At 72.0% G+C, this 18156-nt stretch carries 15 protein-coding genes and 1 pseudogene; 11 read left to right on the top strand and 5 right to left on the bottom strand.

Going from position 1 to position 18156, the window contains the following annotated elements; all coding sequences use genetic code 11:
* The first annotated feature begins 1 nt into the window (after nucleotide 1).
* From J2853_RS21440 to alc, 6 genes and pseudogenes are all read left to right on the top strand, one after another.
* Complete coding sequence (locus J2853_RS21440) at nucleotides 2-877, top strand: FAD binding domain-containing protein (protein WP_307560625.1); 876 nt, start codon at nucleotides 2-4, stop codon at nucleotides 875-877.
* Nucleotides 877-1350 carry a (2Fe-2S)-binding protein gene (locus J2853_RS21435; RefSeq protein ID WP_307560623.1) on the top strand — a complete coding sequence of 158 codons (474 nt, stop codon included), beginning with the start codon at nucleotides 877-879 and terminating at the stop codon, nucleotides 1348-1350. Before J2853_RS21440 ends, J2853_RS21435 begins: the two co-directional genes overlap by 1 nt.
* Nucleotides 1347-2732 (top strand): 8-oxoguanine deaminase, encoded by a 1386-nt coding sequence (locus J2853_RS21430; protein WP_307560621.1) that lies wholly within the window; start codon nucleotides 1347-1349, stop codon nucleotides 2730-2732. The genes J2853_RS21435 and J2853_RS21430 overlap by 4 nt, the downstream gene beginning before the upstream one ends.
* 239 nt (nucleotides 2733-2971) lie before the next feature.
* Entirely contained in the window at nucleotides 2972-4180 is a 1209-nt protein-coding gene (locus J2853_RS21425) for a glycerate kinase (protein ID WP_307560620.1), read from the top strand.
* Between the two features lie 158 nt (nucleotides 4181-4338).
* On the top strand, nucleotides 4339-5661 hold the full coding sequence (allB, locus tag J2853_RS21420) for an allantoinase AllB (protein ID WP_307568762.1): 1323 nt from the start codon (nucleotides 4339-4341) through the stop codon (nucleotides 5659-5661).
* Between the two features lie 41 nt (nucleotides 5662-5702).
* Nucleotides 5703-6581, top strand: a pseudogene (gene alc / locus J2853_RS21415) (allantoicase); the annotation flags it as partial.
* A 162-nt stretch (nucleotides 6582-6743) separates the two neighbouring features.
* On the opposite strand, the gene pknB reads toward alc, so the two are convergent.
* The 4 genes from pknB to thiO form a co-directional block, all read right to left on the bottom strand.
* Nucleotides 6744-8684 (bottom strand): Stk1 family PASTA domain-containing Ser/Thr kinase, encoded by a 1941-nt coding sequence (pknB, locus tag J2853_RS21410; RefSeq protein WP_307560618.1) that lies wholly within the window; start codon nucleotides 8682-8684, stop codon nucleotides 6744-6746.
* Nucleotides 8685-8759: 75 nt separating this feature from the next.
* Nucleotides 8760-9518, bottom strand: a complete 759-nt coding sequence (locus J2853_RS21405) for a thiazole synthase (RefSeq protein ID WP_307560616.1) — start codon at nucleotides 9516-9518, stop codon at nucleotides 8760-8762.
* Between the two features lie 16 nt (nucleotides 9519-9534).
* Complete coding sequence (gene thiS, locus J2853_RS21400) at nucleotides 9535-9735, bottom strand: sulfur carrier protein ThiS (RefSeq protein ID WP_307560614.1); 201 nt, start codon at nucleotides 9733-9735, stop codon at nucleotides 9535-9537.
* A gap of 52 nt (nucleotides 9736-9787) precedes the next feature.
* On the bottom strand, nucleotides 9788-10909 hold the full coding sequence (thiO, locus tag J2853_RS21395; RefSeq protein ID WP_307560612.1) for a glycine oxidase ThiO: 1122 nt from the start codon (nucleotides 10907-10909) through the stop codon (nucleotides 9788-9790).
* Nucleotides 10910-11243: 334 nt separating this feature from the next.
* Between thiO and J2853_RS21390 the strand changes: the two genes are divergently transcribed.
* From J2853_RS21390 to thiE, 3 genes are read left to right on the top strand one after another with little or no spacing between them, the layout of a single operon-like run.
* Entirely contained in the window at nucleotides 11244-12431 is a 1188-nt protein-coding gene (locus J2853_RS21390) for an NAD(P)/FAD-dependent oxidoreductase (protein WP_307560611.1), read from the top strand.
* Nucleotides 12432-12481: 50 nt separating this feature from the next.
* Nucleotides 12482-12859: an Rv2175c family DNA-binding protein gene (locus J2853_RS21385; protein ID WP_307560609.1), complete on the top strand. Its 378-nt coding sequence runs from the start codon at nucleotides 12482-12484 to the stop codon at nucleotides 12857-12859.
* Nucleotides 12837-13478: a thiamine phosphate synthase gene (gene thiE / locus J2853_RS21380; protein ID WP_307560605.1), complete on the top strand. Its 642-nt coding sequence runs from the start codon at nucleotides 12837-12839 to the stop codon at nucleotides 13476-13478. Before J2853_RS21385 ends, thiE begins: the two co-directional genes overlap by 23 nt.
* Before the next feature lie 156 nt (nucleotides 13479-13634).
* Here the strand turns inward: thiE and J2853_RS21375 are convergent, their stop codons facing one another.
* The gene (locus tag J2853_RS21375; protein ID WP_307560603.1) at nucleotides 13635-14702 is read right to left on the bottom strand and encodes a polyprenyl synthetase family protein; all 1068 of its coding nucleotides are present in this window, start codon (nucleotides 14700-14702) and stop codon (nucleotides 13635-13637) included.
* A gap of 368 nt (nucleotides 14703-15070) precedes the next feature.
* Here J2853_RS21375 and metF point away from each other — a divergent pair, with 368 nt between their 5' ends.
* Both metF and J2853_RS21365 read left to right on the top strand, forming a co-directional pair.
* Nucleotides 15071-16006 (top strand): methylenetetrahydrofolate reductase [NAD(P)H], encoded by a 936-nt coding sequence (metF, locus tag J2853_RS21370; protein ID WP_307560601.1) that lies wholly within the window; start codon nucleotides 15071-15073, stop codon nucleotides 16004-16006.
* Between the two features lie 338 nt (nucleotides 16007-16344).
* Nucleotides 16345-18126, top strand: a complete 1782-nt coding sequence (locus tag J2853_RS21365) for an APC family permease (RefSeq protein ID WP_307560599.1) — start codon at nucleotides 16345-16347, stop codon at nucleotides 18124-18126.
* Nucleotides 18127-18156 lie beyond the last annotated feature (30 nt).

Genomic DNA, 18156 nt, shown 5'->3' with positions numbered 1-18156 from the left:
CGTGGATTTCCTGAGACCCGCCACGTGGGCGGAGGCGCTGGCCGCCAAGGCGGACCGGCCGGAGGTGGTGCCCATCCAGGGCGGCACCGACATGATGGTCGAGCTCAACTTCGACGTGCGACGGCCGCCCGGCCTGCTCGACCTGAACAGGATCACCGAGCTCGCCGGATGGAGCTCGGAGCCGGACGGCAGGCTCCGGGTCGGCGCGGGCGTGTCGTACGCCCGGCTGATCGCCGAGCTGGGTGACAGGCTCCCCGGCCTGGCGCAGGCCTCCCGCACGGTCGGCTCGCCGCAGATCCGCAACCGGGGCACGGTGGGAGGCAACCTCGGCGCGGCCTCGCCCGCGGGGGACAGCCACCCGCCGCTGCTCGCCACCGGCGCGGTCGTCGAGGTCGAGTCCGCGGGCAGGGGCGTACGGATGATCCCCGCCGCCGACTTCTACCTCGGGGTCAAGCGCAGCGCGCTGGAGCCCGACGAGCTGATCCGGGCGTTCTGGATGAGTCCGGCGAGCGGCCCGCAGTACTTCTCCAAGGTCGGCACCCGCAACGCCATGGTGATCGCGGTCTGCTCGTTCGCGATCGCGCTCCACCCCGGTGAGCGCCGGGTGGGCACCGGCATCGGCTCGGCCGCCCCGACCCCTCGCCGCGCCGTCGCGGCCGAGGAGTTCCTCGCCGCCGAGCTGGACTGGGAGTCGCGGCTCGACCCCGAGGTGCTCAGGCGTTTCGGGGAGCTGGCCTCCGAGGCGGCCTCGCCGATCGACGACGTGCGCGGCACCGCCGGCTACCGGCGTCACGCCATCGCGGTGATGGCGCGACGCACCCTCACCTGGGCCTGGAACGAGTTCCGCTCGGGACACTTCGAGAGGAGAGCGGGCTGATGCGCGTCACCTTCACCGTCAACGGCCGCCGGGAGACCGCCGACGACGTCTGGGAGGGCGAGAGCCTCCTGTACGTCCTGCGTGAGCGGGTGGGCCTGCCGGGCTCCAAGAACGCGTGCGAGCAGGGCGAGTGCGGTTCCTGCACCGTCTACCTCGACGGCGTCACCGTCTGCGCCTGCCTGGTCGCGGCCGGCCAGGCCGAGGGCAGGGAGATCCGCACCGTCGAGGGTCTCGCCGACGGCGACCGGCTCGACGCGGTCCAGGAGGCCTTCGTCGAGTGCGGCGCCGTCCAGTGCGGGTTCTGCACCCCCGGGCTCGTCGTCCAGGCTCACGACCTGATCGAACGGATCCCGCGGCCGTCCGACGCGGAGATCCGCGAGGCCCTGGCGGGCAACCTGTGCCGGTGCACCGGCTACGAGAAGATCCTCGACGCCGTACGGCTCGCCGCGGCACGCAAGGCGGGAGACAGATGAGCGCGGTCCTGATCGAGAACGTCCACATCGCCCCGGTCGTGGGCGAAGAGATCCCCTCCGGGCACATCCACGTCGAGGGTGACAGGATCGTGGCGCTCGGGGCGGGGCCGGCCCCGGTCGTGCCGGGTGCCGTCAGGATCGACGGGACCGGCTGCCTGGCCACCCCCGGGCTGGTGAACACCCACCACCATCTCTACCAGTGGGCCTCCCAGGGACTGGCCCAGGACGCCACGCTGTTCGAGTGGCTGACGGCGCTGTACGACGTGTGGGCCGCCATGGACGCCGAGGTCGTCAGGGGCGCGGCGGGCGCCGGCCTGGGCTACCTCGCGCTGTCCGGCTGCACCACCTCCAGCGACCACCACTACATCTTCCCGAAGGGACGCGGCGACCTGTTCGCCGCGGAGATCGAGGCGGCCAGGGAGGTCGGCCTCCGCTTCCACCCCGCCAGGGGCTCGATGGACCGGGGCGCGTCGCAGGGCGGCCTGCCGCCGGACGTCGTGGTCGAGAGGCTCGACGAGATCCTCGACGCGACGGCCGAGGCCGTCGACACCTACCACGACCCGTCCTTCTCCTCCAAGCTCCGCGTCGCGGTCGCCCCCTGCTCGCCGTTCAGCGTCAGCGCCGACCTGATGGTCCAGGCCGCCGCGCTGGCCAGGTCCAAGGGGGTGCGCCTGCACACGCACCTCGCCGAGACCCTCGACGAGGAGGAGCACTGCCTGAAGCAGTTCGGCCTGCGCCCGGTCGACTACATGGAGCGGCTCGGCTGGCTCGGCCCCGACGTGTGGTTCGCCCACGCCGTCCACCTGAGCGACGGCGACATCGACACGTTCGCCCAGACCGGCACCGGTTCGGCGCACTGCCCGAGCTCCAACGGCCGCCTCGGCGCGGGCATCGCCCGCGTCTCCGACATGCTCAGCCGGGGCGCGGTCGTCGGCCTCGGGGTGGACGGCAGCGCCTCCGCCGAGCTGACCTCGCTCTCCGGTGAGATGCGGCAGGCGCTGCTGTTCCAGCGGGCCAGGTACGGGCCCGCCGCGCTCACCGCCCGCCAGGCTCTGGAGATGGCCACCCTCGGCGGGGCGAAGAACCTGGGCCGTCAGGAGGAGCTCGGCTCCCTGGAGGCCGGAAAGCTCGCCGACATCGCCCTCTGGAGGACCGGCGCCTTCGCCTCGGCCGTCACCGACCCGGTCTGCGCCCTGGTCTTCGGCTCCCGGCAGCCGCCGCTGGCCCGGCTCCTGGTGGGCGGCGAGACCGTCGTCGAGGACGACGAGCTGCGGACGGTCGCCCAGGACGAGCTCGGCCGCGCGGGGGGCCGGGCGCACCGCCGCCTCCTGCGCCTGGCCGAGGAACAGGGCTTCACCGCGGGCAAGGAGGTCGGCTCCTGATCGGGGTCCGATCGCCGGGCACTCCCGGCCGCCGGAGGCCGGGTGTTCGAACGGGTCCTCAGACGGACTCGGGCGCGTTCCCGGACGGATGGTCGCGGCAGGTTCTCCGGTGGGTGCTCAAGCGCGTCACCGGACAGATGTGATGATGGTTCTCCATCTCACCGGGTTCCGGTATTCGTTCCCGCCCGCTCGCCTCGGGCGGGAACGCGTGTCCGTCCCCCCTCCATCAGGGAGCAGGCTTGTCTGAATTTTTGGGACATGTCGTGATCGCGCCGGACAAGTTCAGGGGATCACTGACCGGCACCGAGGTCGTCGCCCGCGTGGCCGCGGGTCTCGGCCCCGGTGTCACCACCGTCGCGCTGCCGGTGGCGGACGGCGGCGAGGGCACCGTGGACGCGGTCGTGGCCAGCGGGTTCACCCGCGTCGAGGTCGAGGTCACCGGTCCGGTGGGGAATCCGGTCCTCGCCGCCTACGCCTGGCGGGACGCCTCCCCCGGAGGGGACGTGGCGACGGCGGTGGTCGAGCTGGCGGAGGCGTCAGGGCTGCGGAGGCTGCCGCTCTCCGCGCCGGACTCTCCCTCGTCCGGCGGCGTCGAGCTCGCGGCGCTCACCGCGACCAGCTACGGCACGGGCGAGCTGATCGCCCACGCCGTACGGCGGGGCGCCGGGCGGATCGTGCTCGGGCTCGGCGGCAGTGCCTCCACCGACGGCGGAACCGGCATGATGCGGGCGCTCGGCGTCCGCTTCCTGGACGCGGACGGCCAGGAGCTGTCGTTCGGCGGGGCCGCCCTCCGCGATCTCGAAAAGATCGACACCTCCGGGCTCCTCGACCTCTCCGGCGTCGAGGTCGTCGTCGCGGGCGACGTGGACAACCCGCTGCTCGGCCCGCACGGCGCCGCCGCCGTGTACGGCCCGCAGAAGGGCGCGAGTCCCGACGACGTGAAGCTGCTCGACTCGGCTCTCGCCAGGCTGGCCGCCGTCGCCGCGCACACCCACGGCCTGGTCGGCGCCATCGAGCACGACGGCGTCGTCCGTTCGATGGGCGTGGCCGCCCAGCCGGGCGCGGGCGCCGCCGGGGGAGTGGGGTTCGCCGCGCTGGCCTTCCTGGCGGCCGGCTTCCGTCCCGGCATCGGGTATCTGCTCGACCTGCTCGGCTTTCAGGACCTGATCCAGGGCGCCCGTCTGGTCGTCACCGGCGAGGGCTCGCTGGACGAGCAGACCCTGCGCGGCAAGGCCCCCGCCGGGGTGGCGACCGCCGCGGCCAAGGCCGGGGTCCCGGTCGTCGCGGTCTGCGGACGCAGGACCCTCGGAGACGACGAGTTGCACGCGGCGGGCATCACGGCCGCCTACGCGCTCACCGACCTCGAGCCGGACCCGGCCGTGTGCATGTCCGAGGCGGGCCCGCTGCTGGAGCGCCTCGCGCGGAGGGTCGCGGAGAACCATCTGTGATCGAGGTCCCCGCCCCCGGAGGGCCCGGACCGCACGAGGCGTGGGGGGCCGGTGCCGGGATGCCCGGATCGGCGTGACGGAGCGCCCGGCCGCGGGGCCGGGAGGCAGGGGAGATCGGGCGGTCCCGGGAGACGACGAGTGTGGAGGCTGACGACGTGATGGATCTGGTCATCCGGTCCCGCCGGGCCGTACTGCCCACGGGGGAGGAGCCGGCGGCGGTCGCCGTGCGGGACGGGAGGATCGTCGGCCTGCACGCCTACGACGCGCCCCCCGCCGCCGCCGAACAGGTCGACCTCGGCGGCACCGCGCTGCTGCCCGGTCTCGTGGACACCCACGTGCACGTCAACGAGCCGGGCCGGACCCACTGGGAGGGCTTCGCCTCCGCCACCCGGGCGGCGGCGGCGGGCGGTGTGACCACGATCGTGGACATGCCGCTCAACTCGCTGCCGCCGACGGTGAACGTGGACGCGCTGGCCGAGAAGAGAGCGGCCGCGGCCGGGCGGTGCCTGGTGGACGTCGGCTTCTGGGGCGGTGCGATCCCCGGCAACCTCAAGGACCTGAGGCCGCTGCACGAGGCGGGCGTCCGGGGGTTCAAGTGCTTCCTGTCCCCCTCGGGGGTCGAGGAGTTCCCGCCGCTGACCACCGGTGAGCTGCGGGCGGCCATGGCGGAGATCGCATCCTTCGACGGCCTGCTGATCGTCCACGCCGAGGACCCCGCCCTGCTCGGCGACCCGTCCGGGCCGGGGTACCGGGAGTTCCTCGACTCCAGGCCCGGCGAGTCCGAACGCCGGGCGGTCGAACGGGTCGTCGCGCTGGCGGGGGAGACCGGCGTCCGGGCGCACATCCTGCACGTGTCGTCCGCGCTCTGTCTCCCGCCGCTGGCCAGGGCGCGACGGGAGGGCGTCAGGATCACCGCGGAGACCTGCCCGCACTACCTCACGCTGACGGCCGAGGAGATCCCGGAGGGCGCCACCCAGTTCAAGTGCTGCCCGCCGATCCGATCCTCGGCCAACCGCGACGAGCTCTGGCGCGCCCTCGCCGACGGGGTGCTGAGCTGCGTCGTCTCCGACCACTCACCGTCCACCCCCGAGCTGAAGGTGCCCGACTTCGCCGCGGCCTGGGGCGGGATCTCCTCCCTTCAGCTCGGGCTGACGGCGGTCTGGACCGAGGCCTCGCGGCGCGGGCACACCCTGGAGGAGGTCGTCCGGTGGATGGCGGGGAACCCGGCCGCGCTGGCCGGGCTGCGCGGCAAGGGCGCCATCGCCGTGGGAGCCGACGCCGATCTGGTCGCCTTCGACGCCGAGGCCGGTCATACCGTGGACGTGTCCCTCCTGCACCACAAGAACCCGGTCACCCCCTATCACGGCAGGACGCTCACCGGGGTGGTCCGCACCACCTGGCTACGCGGCCGGGTCGTGGATCCGGTCGTGAGCCCGGCGAGGGGTCCGGCCGGGGCAGGCCCGACGGGAACCCTCCTGTGACCGACGCAGGCGCCGGGCCCGCCCATCCAGAAAGGTCTTCCATGAGTGAGTTCACCGCACTGCCCGACCTCGCCCTGCGGTCTCTCGGCGGGTCGGTCGTCGCGGCCAACGACGAGTCCTTCGCCGAGAAGGAGAGCCTGATCCGCCCCGGCCGTCCCGGCTTCCAGCCGCACACCTTCGGTGCCAAGGGCCAGGTCTACGACGGCTGGGAGACCCGGAGGCGGCGCGAACCCGGCCACGACTGGGCTCTGGTCCGGCTCGGCCTGCCCGGCGTGATCCGCGGCGTCGTGATCGACACCGCCTGGTTCAGGGGCAACTACCCGCCCCACGCCTCCGTCGAGGCCGTCGCGATCGAGGGCTATCCCACGGTCGCCGAGCTGGAGGCCGCCGCCTGGACGGAGATCGTTCCCAGAAGCGAGATCAAGGGCGACGCCGAGCACTTCTTCGAGGTGGCCGACGAGCGCCGCCACACGCACGTCCGGCTGAACATCTTCCCCGACGGCGGCGTCGCCCGCCTGCGCGTGCACGGCGAGGTCAGACCCGACCTGACGCTTTACGACGGTCTCAGCCTGGATCTGGCGGCGCTGGAGAACGGCGCCCTGGTCACCGCCTGTTCCGACCAGTTCTACTCCTCGCCCAACAACGTCATCGCCCCCGGCCTCGCCCGGCACCAGGCCGAGGGCTGGGAGACCGCCCGCCGCCGTGACGGAGGCAACGACTGGCTGGTGATCCGCCTCGCGGGCGCCGGGATCATCAGGCTGGCCGAGATCGACACGACCAACCTGCTGTTCAACGCCCCCGCCGAGGTCTCGATCGAGGGCACCGCGGACGGGACCACCTGGTCCGAGCTGCTGCCCAGGACCCGCCTGCGGCCGGACACCCCGCACCGCTTCCGCATCGAGGGCGCGCCGGCGGTCACTCACGTCAGGGTGGACATCCACCCCGACGGGGGCCTCGCCCGCATCCGCCTGCACGGCTCTCTGAGCGAGAGCCGACCCCCGCCCCGATCCCTGAGCGAGAGCCGACCCCCGCCCCGGAGCGCCTCCCCGGCGAAGCCGACACCTGTCCCGGGGAGGCTCGGCTCACTGCCAGAGGGTCGCCTCCGTGCCGGGCGGAACCTGCTGTCCGGCCTGCGGCACCTGGGCCAGGACCCTTCCCCGGCCCAGACCCTTTTTGATCTTCACTTTGAATCCCGCGGCCTGCAGCTCGCCCCTGGCCGCCTGGATGTCCTTGAACAGCACGTTCGGCATGACGGAGACGACACCGCCGTTGTCGGTGGCGTTCTCGCCGTTGTTCTCCCACGGCCAGTGCCACTCGGGGTTGTTGCACTGCGACAGGGTCAGCCGGATGGCGGCGCCCTTGTCGATCTCCGCGTTCGGCTGCGGGTCCTGGGCGATGACCGTGCACGGCTGGGCGGCGTCGGTCTGCTCGACGAATTCGGGGACGAACCCGCCGCTGCGCGCCGCGCCGTCGGCCTGGTCTCTGGGCATGCCCTTGAAGTCGGGCGTGAGCAGGCCCGCGCTCATGATCAGGCCGACCTTGCTGCCCTCCTTGACCAGGTTTCCCACGGCCGGGCTGGTCCGCATCACCTGACCGCGCGGCACGGTCTCGCTGGCCTGCTTCTTGACGGCGTTCACGGCGAGCCCGGCCTCGGCCAGCTTGCTCCTGGCCTCCGCCTCGCTGATGCCCACCACGTTCGGCACGGCGATCCGCTTGGGGCCGGCCGAGGGGATGAGGAGCAGCCTGGAGTTCTCCGTGGTCACCTGGGTGCCCGCGGTGGGCTCGGTCCGCAGCACGCTGCCCTTGGGCACCTTCTCGTCGTTCTCCTCCTTGCCGCTCTCGACCGTGAAGCCGAGCTGCTGGGCCTTGGTCGTGGCGACCGTGACGTTCTCGCCCACCAGCTTCGGCACGGTGAGGGGGGTGGGCTGGGAGGACAGCCAGGCGGTCACCCCGACCCCGGCCATCATCACCACGGCCAGCGCGGCCAGGAACCAGACCGGCCGGAACCGCCTGCGTGCCTTGGCCGGAGGCGAGGCCCGGCGGTCCGTGGCGGGACCGGTCAGCAGATCGGTGCGGGGCTGGACCAGCGTGTGGTTGGCCGGCGCCGGGGACGCCGACGCCAGGGCGTGGCCCTGCGGCGGGGCGATCGGGACGGACGGCGCCGGGCCGCTCTCCCTGGGCAACATCCGATGCGCCTCGACGGCCGCGACCAGCAGCGCGGTGGCGTCGGCCGGGCGTGCCGCGGGGTCGCGGGCCGTCGCACGGGCCACCAGCGTGTCGAGCAGCACGGGAGAGCCGGGCAGCAGGGCCGAGGGCAGGGGAACGGTGTCGTGCACGTGCCGGTAGGCCACCGACATCGGGGTCTCGCCCTCGTACGGCTGGCGGCCGGTGAGGAGCTCGAACAGCATGATCCCGGCCGAGTAGACGTCGCTGCGGGCGTCGGTGGCGCCGGAGGTCACCTGCTCGGGCGACATGTAGCCGATGGTGCCGATCATGACGCCCGTGCGCGTCTGGTTGGTGGCCTCGATGGCGCGGGCCAGGCCGAAGTCCACGACCTTCACCCGGCCGTCGTCGCTGAGCAGGACGTTCTCCGGCTTGACGTCCCGGTGGACGAGCCCGGCCTGGTGGGCGGCGCCCAGCGCGGCGAGCACCGGGATCATGACTTCGAGGGCCTCGCGGGCGGGCAGCCTGCCCCGGTCGCGGAGCACGTCGCGCAGGGTGCGCCCCGGCACGTACTCCATCGAGAGATAGACGTTGTCCCCGTCGGTGCCCTGGTCGAAGACGTGCACCACGTTCGGGTGCGAGAGGCTCGCCACCGACTTGGCCTCGCCGATGAACCGCCGCACGAAGGAGGGGTCCTCCGCGAGGGAGCGATGCATCACCTTTACGGCGACCGTGCGATCGAGCCGGATGTCCAAGGCCAGATAGACGGTCGCCATGCCGCCCCGGGCGATCCGGGACTCAACGCGGTAACGCCCGTCGAGGAGTTTCCCGACGAGAGGGTCCGTAAACGTCGTGTCCACGAGCCCGAGTTTAAGGGCGGTTTGGCGTCCGCAGGATCCTTGTGTCGTAAACCGATGCCGAGACGTGGCGGTTTTCTATGGATGGAGAGGCGAAGAGGCTTCTGCGTATCGACGCCGGGGTATGCGCCCGGCCAATCGGGCAAGACGGCCCGCGGTGACCGCCGAGCGCATGGCCTGTGCCATCAGATCCGGGCGCTGGGCCCTGGTCACCGCGGTGGCCAGCAACACCGCGTCACAGCCCAGTTCCATCGCCAGCGCGGCGTCGCTGGCCGTGCCGATCCCGGCGTCCAGGATCACCGGCACCTTCGCGAACTCCACGATGAGCTCGATGTTGTGCGGGTTGCGAATTCCCAGTCCGGAACCGATCGGCGCGCCCAGCGGCATCACCGCGGCGCAGCCCACCGCCTCCAGCCTGCGTGCCAGAACCGGGTCGTCGCCGATGTACGGCAGCACCACGAACCCGTCGGCGACCAGCCGCTCGGCCGCGTCGAAGGTCTCGATGGGATCGGGCAGCAGGGTGCGCTCGTCGGCGATGACCTCCAGCTTGACCCAGTTGGTCTCCAGCGCCTCCCTGGCCAGCCTGGCGGTCAGCACGGCCTCCCCGGCGGTGAAGCAGCCCGCGGTGTTCGGCAGGACCTTGATGTCACGCCTGCGCAGCACGTCGAGCACCGAACCCCGCGCGGACGGGTCGAGCCGTCGCATCGCGACGGTGGTCAGCTCGGTCCCCGAGGCGGCGAGCGCCTGGTCCAGGATCTCCAGCGAGGGCGCGCCCCCGGTGCCCATGATGAGCCGGGAGGAGAACTTCTCCCCGCCGACGATGAAGTCGTCGCCCATGTCCGTCACCTCTTCCTCATCCTCCCTGCACGGCGGTGAGCACCTCGACCCGGTCGTCCTCCACGAGTGCCGTGGAGTCCCAGGCCCCCCGCGAGACGACCTCGTCGTTCACCGCGACGGCCACGCCGCCTCTGATCTCGGTCAGCCTCTGTACGGCCTGCCTCACGCTGGCTCCCGGAGGGAGCTCGTGCGCGGTGCCGTTGATGGTCACTTTCATCTGAATCTGAATCCTTCTGGCGTGGAGACTCCGGGCACTGGCGGCGAGGAGGTCAACGGGGCCCGTGGAAGCGGAGGGGCGAGCAGATCGCCGCGAGTCCCCGGTCCGCGTCGCCCGAACAGAGGTCGGCGGTGAGCGGGGCGAGCAGCACCCCGGCGCGGTGGTGCCCGGTGGCCAGTGACAGGCCGGGCAGCGAGGTGGGGCCGATCAGCGGCAGGTTGTCCGGGGTTCCGGGACGCAGGCCCGCGACCACGTCGGCGACCTCCAGCTCGGTCACGCCGGGGACGAGCTCCCGCGCGTCGCGCAGCAGCTCCCAGAGCCCTCCGGCGGTGACCCGGGTGTCGAAGCCCATCTCCTCCTGGGTGGCCCCGACGACCAGCTCCCCGTCGCCGCGCGGCACCAGATAGACGTGCGAGCCGTGCACGACGCCGCGCACGCACTGCTGGAGGATCGGCGAGGGGGAGCGCAGCCGCATGATCTGGCCCTTGATCGGCCGCACCGGCGGCAGCACCTCGGGCGGCAGCCCCTCCAGCTCCCCCGACCAGGCCCCGGCGGCCAGGATCACCCGGTCGGCCCCGACGGGCTCGCCGGTCGCCAGCCGTACTCCCGTGACCGTCTCACGGGAAACCTCCAGGCCGCTCACGCGAGAGCGGACCAGTGCGCCCCCCTGCCGTTCCAGCGCCGCCAGGAGCGCGGCTGTGACCCTCCTGGGGTCCACCCAGGCGTCCCCGCCGGCCAGCAGGCCCCCGCGGACGGACGGGGTGAGCATGGGCTCCAGGCGGCGGCACTCGCGGCCGGTGAGCCGCCGGGCGGGCAGCCCGAGCTTTTCGATGAAGGTGGCGAGCTCGTCCAGCGCGGCCAGGTCGTCGGAGCCGAAGGCGACGTCCAGCGTGCCGTCGGTGCGGTAGTCGAGGTCGTGGCCGCTTCCCTCCGCGAGCTCGGCCGCGAAGGCGGGCCACCTCGCCAGGGAGGCCAGGCCCAGCTGGAGCAGTGGCTCCTCGGTGTAGGTGACCTCGCTGACCGGGGCCAGCATGCCCGCCGCCGCGTGCGAGGCCCCGGAGGTCGGCGCGGGATCCACCACCGCCACCCTCAGGCCACGGGAGGCCGTACGCCATGCCACGGAAAGCCCGACCAGGCCTCCACCGATGACGAGTACGTCGAAGTGATCTGTCATACGTGCCCCGCTCCCTTCGCCGGCATGACCCGGATCAGGTTCGTGGCGGTCGAGGGCCCGTGTGCGGTCGCGCTCGAATTCCCGCTCGCCCGTCATGCGCTCGATCGTGTCTCCGGCACACCGTGCCGTTTCTCGCGCACCATCCGGCTCGCCGGAGTCCTCGCAGCTCCGCAGCCCTCCTCTCAGCCCGGTTCGTCCCGGGCTCCCGCGCGTCCTATCCCTTTACCTTAAGGCTTCGGACAACATAGTCATTGCACAAGATGTGAGCTAAATCCCGTTTTCGTTATCAACGAGCGTTGGTAGGAGGTCGGCTCGGCCACTTAGGGTCATAGATGTGAATCATGTCGTAGTGGTTGGCGCCGGCCTCGCCGGTGTGCGCAGCGTCGAGGCTTTACGGGCCCGCGGATTCGGCGGCACGATCACGTTGCTGGGAGAGGAGCGACACCGGCCGTACGACCGCCCTCCCTTGTCGAAGGGCGTGCTCACCGGCAAGACCGACTCCACGATCGTCGACTCCGACCTCGACGCGCTGGAGGTCGACTTCCGCCCCGGCGTGTCCGCCAAGGGGCTCCACACGGGCGTGGTGGAGACCACCGAGGGCGAGCTGGCCTACGACGGCCTGGTCGTCGCCACCGGCGCGCACCCCATCCGGCTGCGCGGCGACGGCCACCAGCACGTGCTGCGGACCATCGACGACGCGCTCGCGTTGCGCGCCCGGCTCACCGAGGGGGCGAGGGTCGCCGTGATCGGCGCCGGCTGGATCGGCGCCGAGGTCGCCACCGCCGCCCGCAAGGCCGGTTCCACGGTGACCGTCGTCGAGGCCGCGGGCTTCCCGCTGGCCACGGCGCTGGGGCCGGTCGGCGCGCACACCGCGGCCTGGTACGCCAAGGCGGGCGTGGACCTGCGCGTCGGCACCACGGTCGCCTCCGTCGACCAGGGAGGGATCACCCTGGGCGACGGCTCCACGGTCGAGGCCGACGTGATCGTCACCGGCGTGGGCGTCCGGCCCTCGGTCGAGTGGCTGGCCGGTTCCGGCATCGCGCTGGACAACGGGGTCGTCACCGACGAGCACCTGCGCACCTCCCTGCCGGACGTGGTCGCCGTGGGCGACTGCGCCGCCTGGTGGTCGCACCGCTACGGCCGCCGCCTCCGGGTCGAGCACTGGGACACCGCCATGGGCGCCCCGGAGGTGGCCGTGGCGGCCCTCCTCGGTGACGACGCGGTCTACGACCCGGTGCCCTATTTCTGGTCCGAGCAGTTCGACCACATGGTGCAGTACGCCGGGCATCACGACGGCGCCCGGCTCATCCTGCGCGGCGACCCGGCCGCCGAGGGCGTCGAGGGAAAGCCCAGGTGGGGGGCCTGCTGGACGAACGAGGACGACACGCTCGCCGCGGTGCTCGCGGTGAACCGGCCCCGGGATCTGCTCCAGGGCCGCCGTCTCATCGAGAGCGGGCAGCGCCTCGACGTCCGTCGTCTGGCCGACCCTGCGGTAGCGTTGCGCGACTGTACGGTGGCGTAACCTCGCCGCCGGGTGTTTGGCGAAGGGCTCGATGTGGTAGTGGTGGATTCGTGACGCTTTCTGTTGCGCAGATCGACCGGGAAACCGACCAGCTGGTGGGCGAGTGGCTCACCCTGACCGAGGTGGCCAGAAGGCTCAACCTGAGCGCCGGTCGCGCCAAGCAACTCATCAAGGACCGCAAGCTCATCGGAGTGCGACGAGGCGGTGGCGAACCCCAGGTTCCCGCGGCCTTCATCGCCGCGGACGGCGATCTCGTAAAAGGCCTGGCGGGCACCCTCACGGTGCTGCTCGACGCCGGATACGACGACGTCGAATCCCTCCGGTGGCTTTTCACTCCCGACGACACCCTCCCGGGGTCACCGGTGGACGCGATCGTCGCGGGCCGCCATACCGAGGTCAAGAGACGTGCTCAAGCCCTCGGTTTCTGACGCCCGCCTGTATCTGTGCACCGACGGACGCCGTGACCGGGGAGATCTCGCCGACTTTCTCGACGCGGCCCTCGCGGGCGGGGTCGACATCGTTCAGCTGCGCGAGAAGGGCCTCGAGGCGCGCGAGGAGCTTGAGCTCCTTGAGGTCTTCCGCGAGGCCTGCGACAGGCACGGCACGCTGCTGGCCGTCAACGACAGGGCGGACATCGCGTACGCGGTCCGTCCTGACGTGCTCCATCTCGGTCAGGACGACCTGCCGGTGCCGATCGTGCGCGACATGCTCGGTGACGACATCCTCATAGGGCGTTCCACTCACGCCCCCGAGGAGGCGTCCGCCGCGGCCGTCGAGGCCGGCGTCGACTACTTCTGCTGCGGTCCCATCTGGCCGACGCCCACCAAGCCCGGGAGGTCCGCCCCGGGCCCCGGCCTGCTCAGGCATGCCGCGGCCCTGGGCGCCGACCGGCCCTGGTTCGGCATCGGCGGCATCGACCTCACCAACCTGGAGGAGGTCATCTCGTACGGCGTGCGCCGGGTCGTGGTCGTACGGGCCATCACCGAGGCCGACGACCCGAAGGCGGCGGCCGAGGAGTTCCAGCGGCGGCTGACCGCCTCGGGGTGAGGCAGGGGCGGCCGGCCGCTCCGGCCCGTGCCGGGGAGGGCGGTCCGCCCAGGCCCGCCCGGGTGTGGGCCGACGCGCCGCCGTCCGAGGCGGGCGTGCCGGACGTCTGCCCCGGGCACGACCGCCCCACCCGGGGCGATCATGCCCGGACGCCGGTCAGGTGCGGCGCGACGTCGCGGCCACGGCCAGGTCGGCCAGGGCCGTACGGGCCTCGGCGGTGATCGGTGCCCCGTCCAGCGAGCCCAGGGCGTTCTCGAGATATTCCTTGATCATTTCCTCGCACGCGACGAGCGCCCCGGTCTCCTCGATGATCTGGCGCAACCGGTCGATGCCCGCCCCGTCCAGCGCCGGGTCGCCCAGCGTGCCGCGCACCACCTCCGCCTGGGCGGGGGAGGCCGCGGAGAGCGTGCGGGCGATGAGCATCGTCCGCTTGCCCTCGCGCAGGTCGTCGCCCGCCGGCTTGCCGGTCTCGTAGGGGTCGCCGAACACGCCGAGGATGTCGTCGCGAAGCTGGAAGGCGATGCCCACGCACCGCCCGTACTCCTCGCAGAGCCGGTCGATCCACGGCTCGCGGGCCTCGGCGGCCAGCACCAGGCCGAGCCGGAGCGGCTGCTCCACCGAGTATTTCCCGCTTTTGAAGAGGGCGACCCGCAGCGCGCTGTCGAAGGTGTTCTCGCCGTGGGCCTGCTCCAGCAGGTCCAGATACTGGCCGCACATGAGTTCGGTGCGCATGTGGTCGTAGACCTCCTGGGCCGCGGCGAGCGAGGCGGGCGGCAGGCCGCTGTTCCGCCACATCTCGCTGGACCAGATGAGCATCAGGTTGCCCAGCAGGATGGCCGCGCCCTCGCCGAACTGCTCGGACGAGCCGTGCCAGCCGGCCTCGCTGTGCAGCGCCTGGAACCTGCGGTGCGCGGAGGGCATGCCCCGGCGCAGGTCGCTGGCGTCCATCACGTCGTCGTGCACGAGGGCACTGGCCTGAAGGAGCTCAAGCGAGGCGGCGGCGGTGAAGATCGCGGGATCGTCGCCCCCGCCCGCGCCGCGCCAGCCCCAGTAGCAGAAGGCGGGGCGCAGCCGTTTCCCGCCGGCGAGGAAGTCGTCGGCGGCCGCGATGAGCGGAGCCAGTTCGGGAGCGCTGACCTGAGGTCGCCGTTGGTCGACGAACCGCCGGAGAGAACGATCCACTTCGGACCGAATGGTGTCGAGCGCGGCTGCGGAAGTGGTCATGCACTGAGATTAACCGGCCAGGGGAGGGGCTCCTATGGGTGAGTGGGAGAAAGATCGCGATTGTGGCGGGTACCGGATCAGGTACGCAAAGCCGGACATCCGCGTGGGCACGGGATGCGGGCCTCGACGACGGACGCCGGGACGGGCGTCACATGAGAATCGAAAGTCGGGGGCGGACGCCGGAACGGCATGCGGGTGCCGAAGACGGGCGTCGAACGGGGGCCGAAAGCCGGGGCGGACGCTGAAACGGGATGCGGGTGCCGAAGACGGGCGCCGAAGCCGGGGCGGACGCCGGAACGGGTGCGGAGAGGGCGCTGAAACGGCCCCGGAGACGGGTGCCGAAGCGGCCAGGCCAGTACCCTAGGGCTATGGCTCTGGGTCGCCCGTCCGTTCTTCCCGATCGTGTTCCCACCGTCCGCGAACTCCTCGCAGCCGGTGACCGGTCGTTCTCCTTCGAGTTCTTCCCGCCGAAGACCGACGAGGGGGAGCGGCAGCTCTGGCGCGCGATCCGCGAGCTGGAGGCGCTGCACCCCACGTTCGTGTCCGTCACCTACGGCGCCGGAGGCGGCACCCGCGACCGCACGGTCGATCTCGTGGAGCGGCTCGCCCACGAGACCACGCTGACCCCGGTGGCGCACTTCACCGCGGTCAACCACTCCGTCCGCGAGCTGCGCCATCTGGTCGGCCGGTTCGCCGGGGCGGGCGTGCGAAACATCCTCGCCGTGCGGGGCGACCCGCCGGGAGATCCCATGGGTGAGTGGGTGCCCCACCCCGAGGGCGTCCTCTACGCCGACGATCTGGTCCGGCTGATCCGCCAGTCCGGAGACTTCTGCGTGGGCGTGGCGGCCTTCCCCTACAAGCACCCGAGGTCGGGCACGGTCGAGGCCGACACCGAGCACTTCGTGCGCAAGTGCCGCGCGGGCGCCGACTACGCGATCACCCAGATGTTCTTCGAGGCCGACGACTACCTGCGGCTGCGCGACCGGGTGGCGGCCAAGAGCTGCGACACCCCGATCATCCCCGGCATCATGCCCGTCACGCAGATGAGCACGATCGCCAGGTCCGAGCAGCTCTCCGGCGCGCCGTTCCCGTCCCGTCTGACGGCGAGGTTCGAGGCGGTCGCCGACGACCCCGCGGCCGTACGCGAACTGGGCATCGAGCACGCCGCGGAGCTCTGCCAGACCCTGCTCGACGAAGGCGCGCCCGGGATCCACTTCATCACCTTCAACCGCTCCAGTGCGACCCGGGAGGTCTTCCAGGCCCTGGATTTCACGCCCAAGGCGGTCTCGCTGGCCGGCCGGTGAGATAGCGGAGACGCCCCGTTCCCCCGCACGCGGGGGCACCGCCGCATGCCCTCGGCGGGCAGAGCTCAGGTTCGAGCCGCAGGGAAGCCGTAGAGAAAACGTATGGGGGCGTTAGGGCGGTTTGTTCACCTTTGGGTATGGTGCAGCCCATGCCGTCGCCAGATAGTGCAGCCAGCACAGCGAGAACGAGGAACGGCGCGCCGGTCGCGCCGCCCGCTTCCGGCCCACGGTCGGGACTGGGGCGCTGGCTGCTCAGCGGCCTCCAACGTCCGGACCACCGCGACCCCGGAGCGTCCCAGGAGCAGACCCCGCACGCGCGGCACTCGTGGTGGCAGGTCATGTGCCTCACGGGTGTGGACTACTTCTCCACACTCGGCTACCAGCCGGGCATCGCGGCGCTCGCCGCCGGGACCCTCAGCCCGATCGCGACGTTGCTGCTGGTGACGCTGACCATCTTCGGCGCGCTGCCGGTCTATCGCGCGGTCGCCGCGGAGAGTCCCAACGGCCTGGGTTCCCTGGCGATGCTGGAGAGCCTGCTGCCCGGCTGGCGGGGCAAGCTGCTGGTGCTGTTCCTGCTGGGGTTCGTCGCCACCGCGTTCATCGTGACGATCACCCTGTCGGCGGCGGACGCCACCGCGCACGTCCTGCACAACCCGTTCGTGCCGGAGTTCCTGAGCGGCTGGCAGATCCCGGTGACGCTGGTGCTGATCGCGGCCCTGGGCGCGGTGTTCCTCGTCGGGTTCAGCGAGGCGATCTCCATCGCGGTCGTCCTGGTAGGCGTCTACCTGCTGCTGAACGTGGTCGTCCTGGCGGTGGCAGCGGAGCACGTGCTAGCCGAACCCAGCCTGGTGACCGACTGGGAGAGCGCGCTCACCGCCGAGCACTCCAGCCCGATCGCGCTGATCGCCGTCTCGCTCTACGTCATGCCCAAGCTCGCCCTGGGCCTGTCGGGGTTCGAGACCGGGGTGGCGGTGATGCCCCTGGTCAGGGGCGAGCAGGCGGAGCGGATCAGGGGCGCGAAGAAGCTGCTGACCACGGCCGCGCTGATCATGAGCGTCTTCCTGATCGCCTCCAGCCTCCTGACGACCGTGCTGATCCCGGCGCAGGAGTTCCAGGAGGGCGGCAAGGCGAACGGGCGCGCTCTGGCGTATCTGGCCCACGCGTATCTCGGCGACTGGTTCGGCACGGTCTACGACATCAGCACGATCGCGATCCTCTGGTTCGCCGGCGCCTCGGCGCTGGCGGGCCTGCTCAACATCGTGCCGCGCTACCTCCCCCGCTACGGCATGGCGCCCGACTGGTCGCGCGCGACCCGGCCGATGGTGCTGGTCTTCACCGCGATCTCATTCGCGATCACATTCGTCTTCGGCGCGGACGTGGAGTCCCAGGGCGGCGCCTACGCGACCGGCGTGCTCACGCTGATCCTGTCGGCGGCCGTCGCCGTCACGCTGTCGGCGTGGAAGAAGCGCGGGCGGCGGGCGGCGATCGCGTTCGGGATCGTCACGCTGATCTTCGCCTACGCGACGGTCGCGAACATCGTCGAGCGCCCCGACGGCCTCGTGATCGCCTTCTTCTTCATCCTGGCGATCGTCGTCACCTCGCTGATCTCCCGCGCCACCCGCTCGACCGAGCTGCGCGTCACCCGCATCACCCTGGACGACCAGGCCCGCCGCTTCATCGACGAGGCCGCCGAGATCCACCTCATCGCCAACGAACCGCACGCCCGTGACCGCAAGGAGTACGTGGACAAGACCCGGGAGGCCTGGGAGCTCCACCGGCTCCGCGACGAGGAGGGCGCGCTGTTCCTGGAGGTGACGGTGCCCGACGCGTCGGAGTTCGAAAGCGAGCTCCGGGTGATCGGCGAGGAGCGGTACGGCTTCCGCATCCTTCGCGTGGAGAGCCCGACCATCGCCAACGCGGTCGCGGCCATCCTCCTGCACCTGCGGGATATGACCGGCAAGACGCCCGGCGTCTACTTCCACTGGGCGGAGGGCAACCCGGTCGGCGCCCTGCTGCGTTACCTGGTCTTCGGCGGGGGCGACGTCCCGCCGCTCACCAGGGAGGTCCTGCGCCAGGCCGAGCCGGACGTGGAACGCCGTCCCCTGGTCCACGTCGGCTGACCCGCCCGCGCGTCTCCCTCCGGCGTTCGC

The organism is Streptosporangium lutulentum, from assembly GCF_030811455.1.
In the GTDB taxonomy this organism is placed as follows: domain Bacteria; phylum Actinomycetota; class Actinomycetes; order Streptosporangiales; family Streptosporangiaceae; genus Streptosporangium; species Streptosporangium lutulentum.
The sequence above is the reverse complement of the archived record's forward strand: the minus strand, read 5'-3'. Positions and strand labels throughout refer to the sequence as shown.

What these genes read in the sequence shown, in the direction of transcription:
- J2853_RS21430 (WP_307560621.1), top strand. Translation starts at nt 1,347, where the DNA reads ATGAGCGCGGTCCTGATCGAGAACGTCCACATCGCCCCGGTCGTGGGC.
- thiS (WP_307560614.1), bottom strand. Translation starts at nt 9,735, where the DNA reads ATGAAAGTGACCATCAACGGCACCGCGCACGAGCTCCCTCCGGGAGCC.
- allB (WP_307568762.1), top strand. Translation starts at nt 4,339, where the DNA reads ATGGATCTGGTCATCCGGTCCCGCCGGGCCGTACTGCCCACGGGGGAG.
- J2853_RS21365 (WP_307560599.1), top strand. Translation starts at nt 16,345, where the DNA reads ATGTGCCTCACGGGTGTGGACTACTTCTCCACACTCGGCTACCAGCCG.
- J2853_RS21375 (WP_307560603.1), bottom strand. Translation starts at nt 14,702, where the DNA reads ATGACCACTTCCGCAGCCGCGCTCGACACCATTCGGTCCGAAGTGGAT.
- thiO (WP_307560612.1), bottom strand. Translation starts at nt 10,909, where the DNA reads ATGACAGATCACTTCGACGTACTCGTCATCGGTGGAGGCCTGGTCGGG.
- metF (WP_307560601.1), top strand. Translation starts at nt 15,071, where the DNA reads ATGGCTCTGGGTCGCCCGTCCGTTCTTCCCGATCGTGTTCCCACCGTC.
- J2853_RS21435 (WP_307560623.1), top strand. Translation starts at nt 877, where the DNA reads ATGCGCGTCACCTTCACCGTCAACGGCCGCCGGGAGACCGCCGACGAC.
- J2853_RS21405 (WP_307560616.1), bottom strand. Translation starts at nt 9,518, where the DNA reads ATGGGCGACGACTTCATCGTCGGCGGGGAGAAGTTCTCCTCCCGGCTC.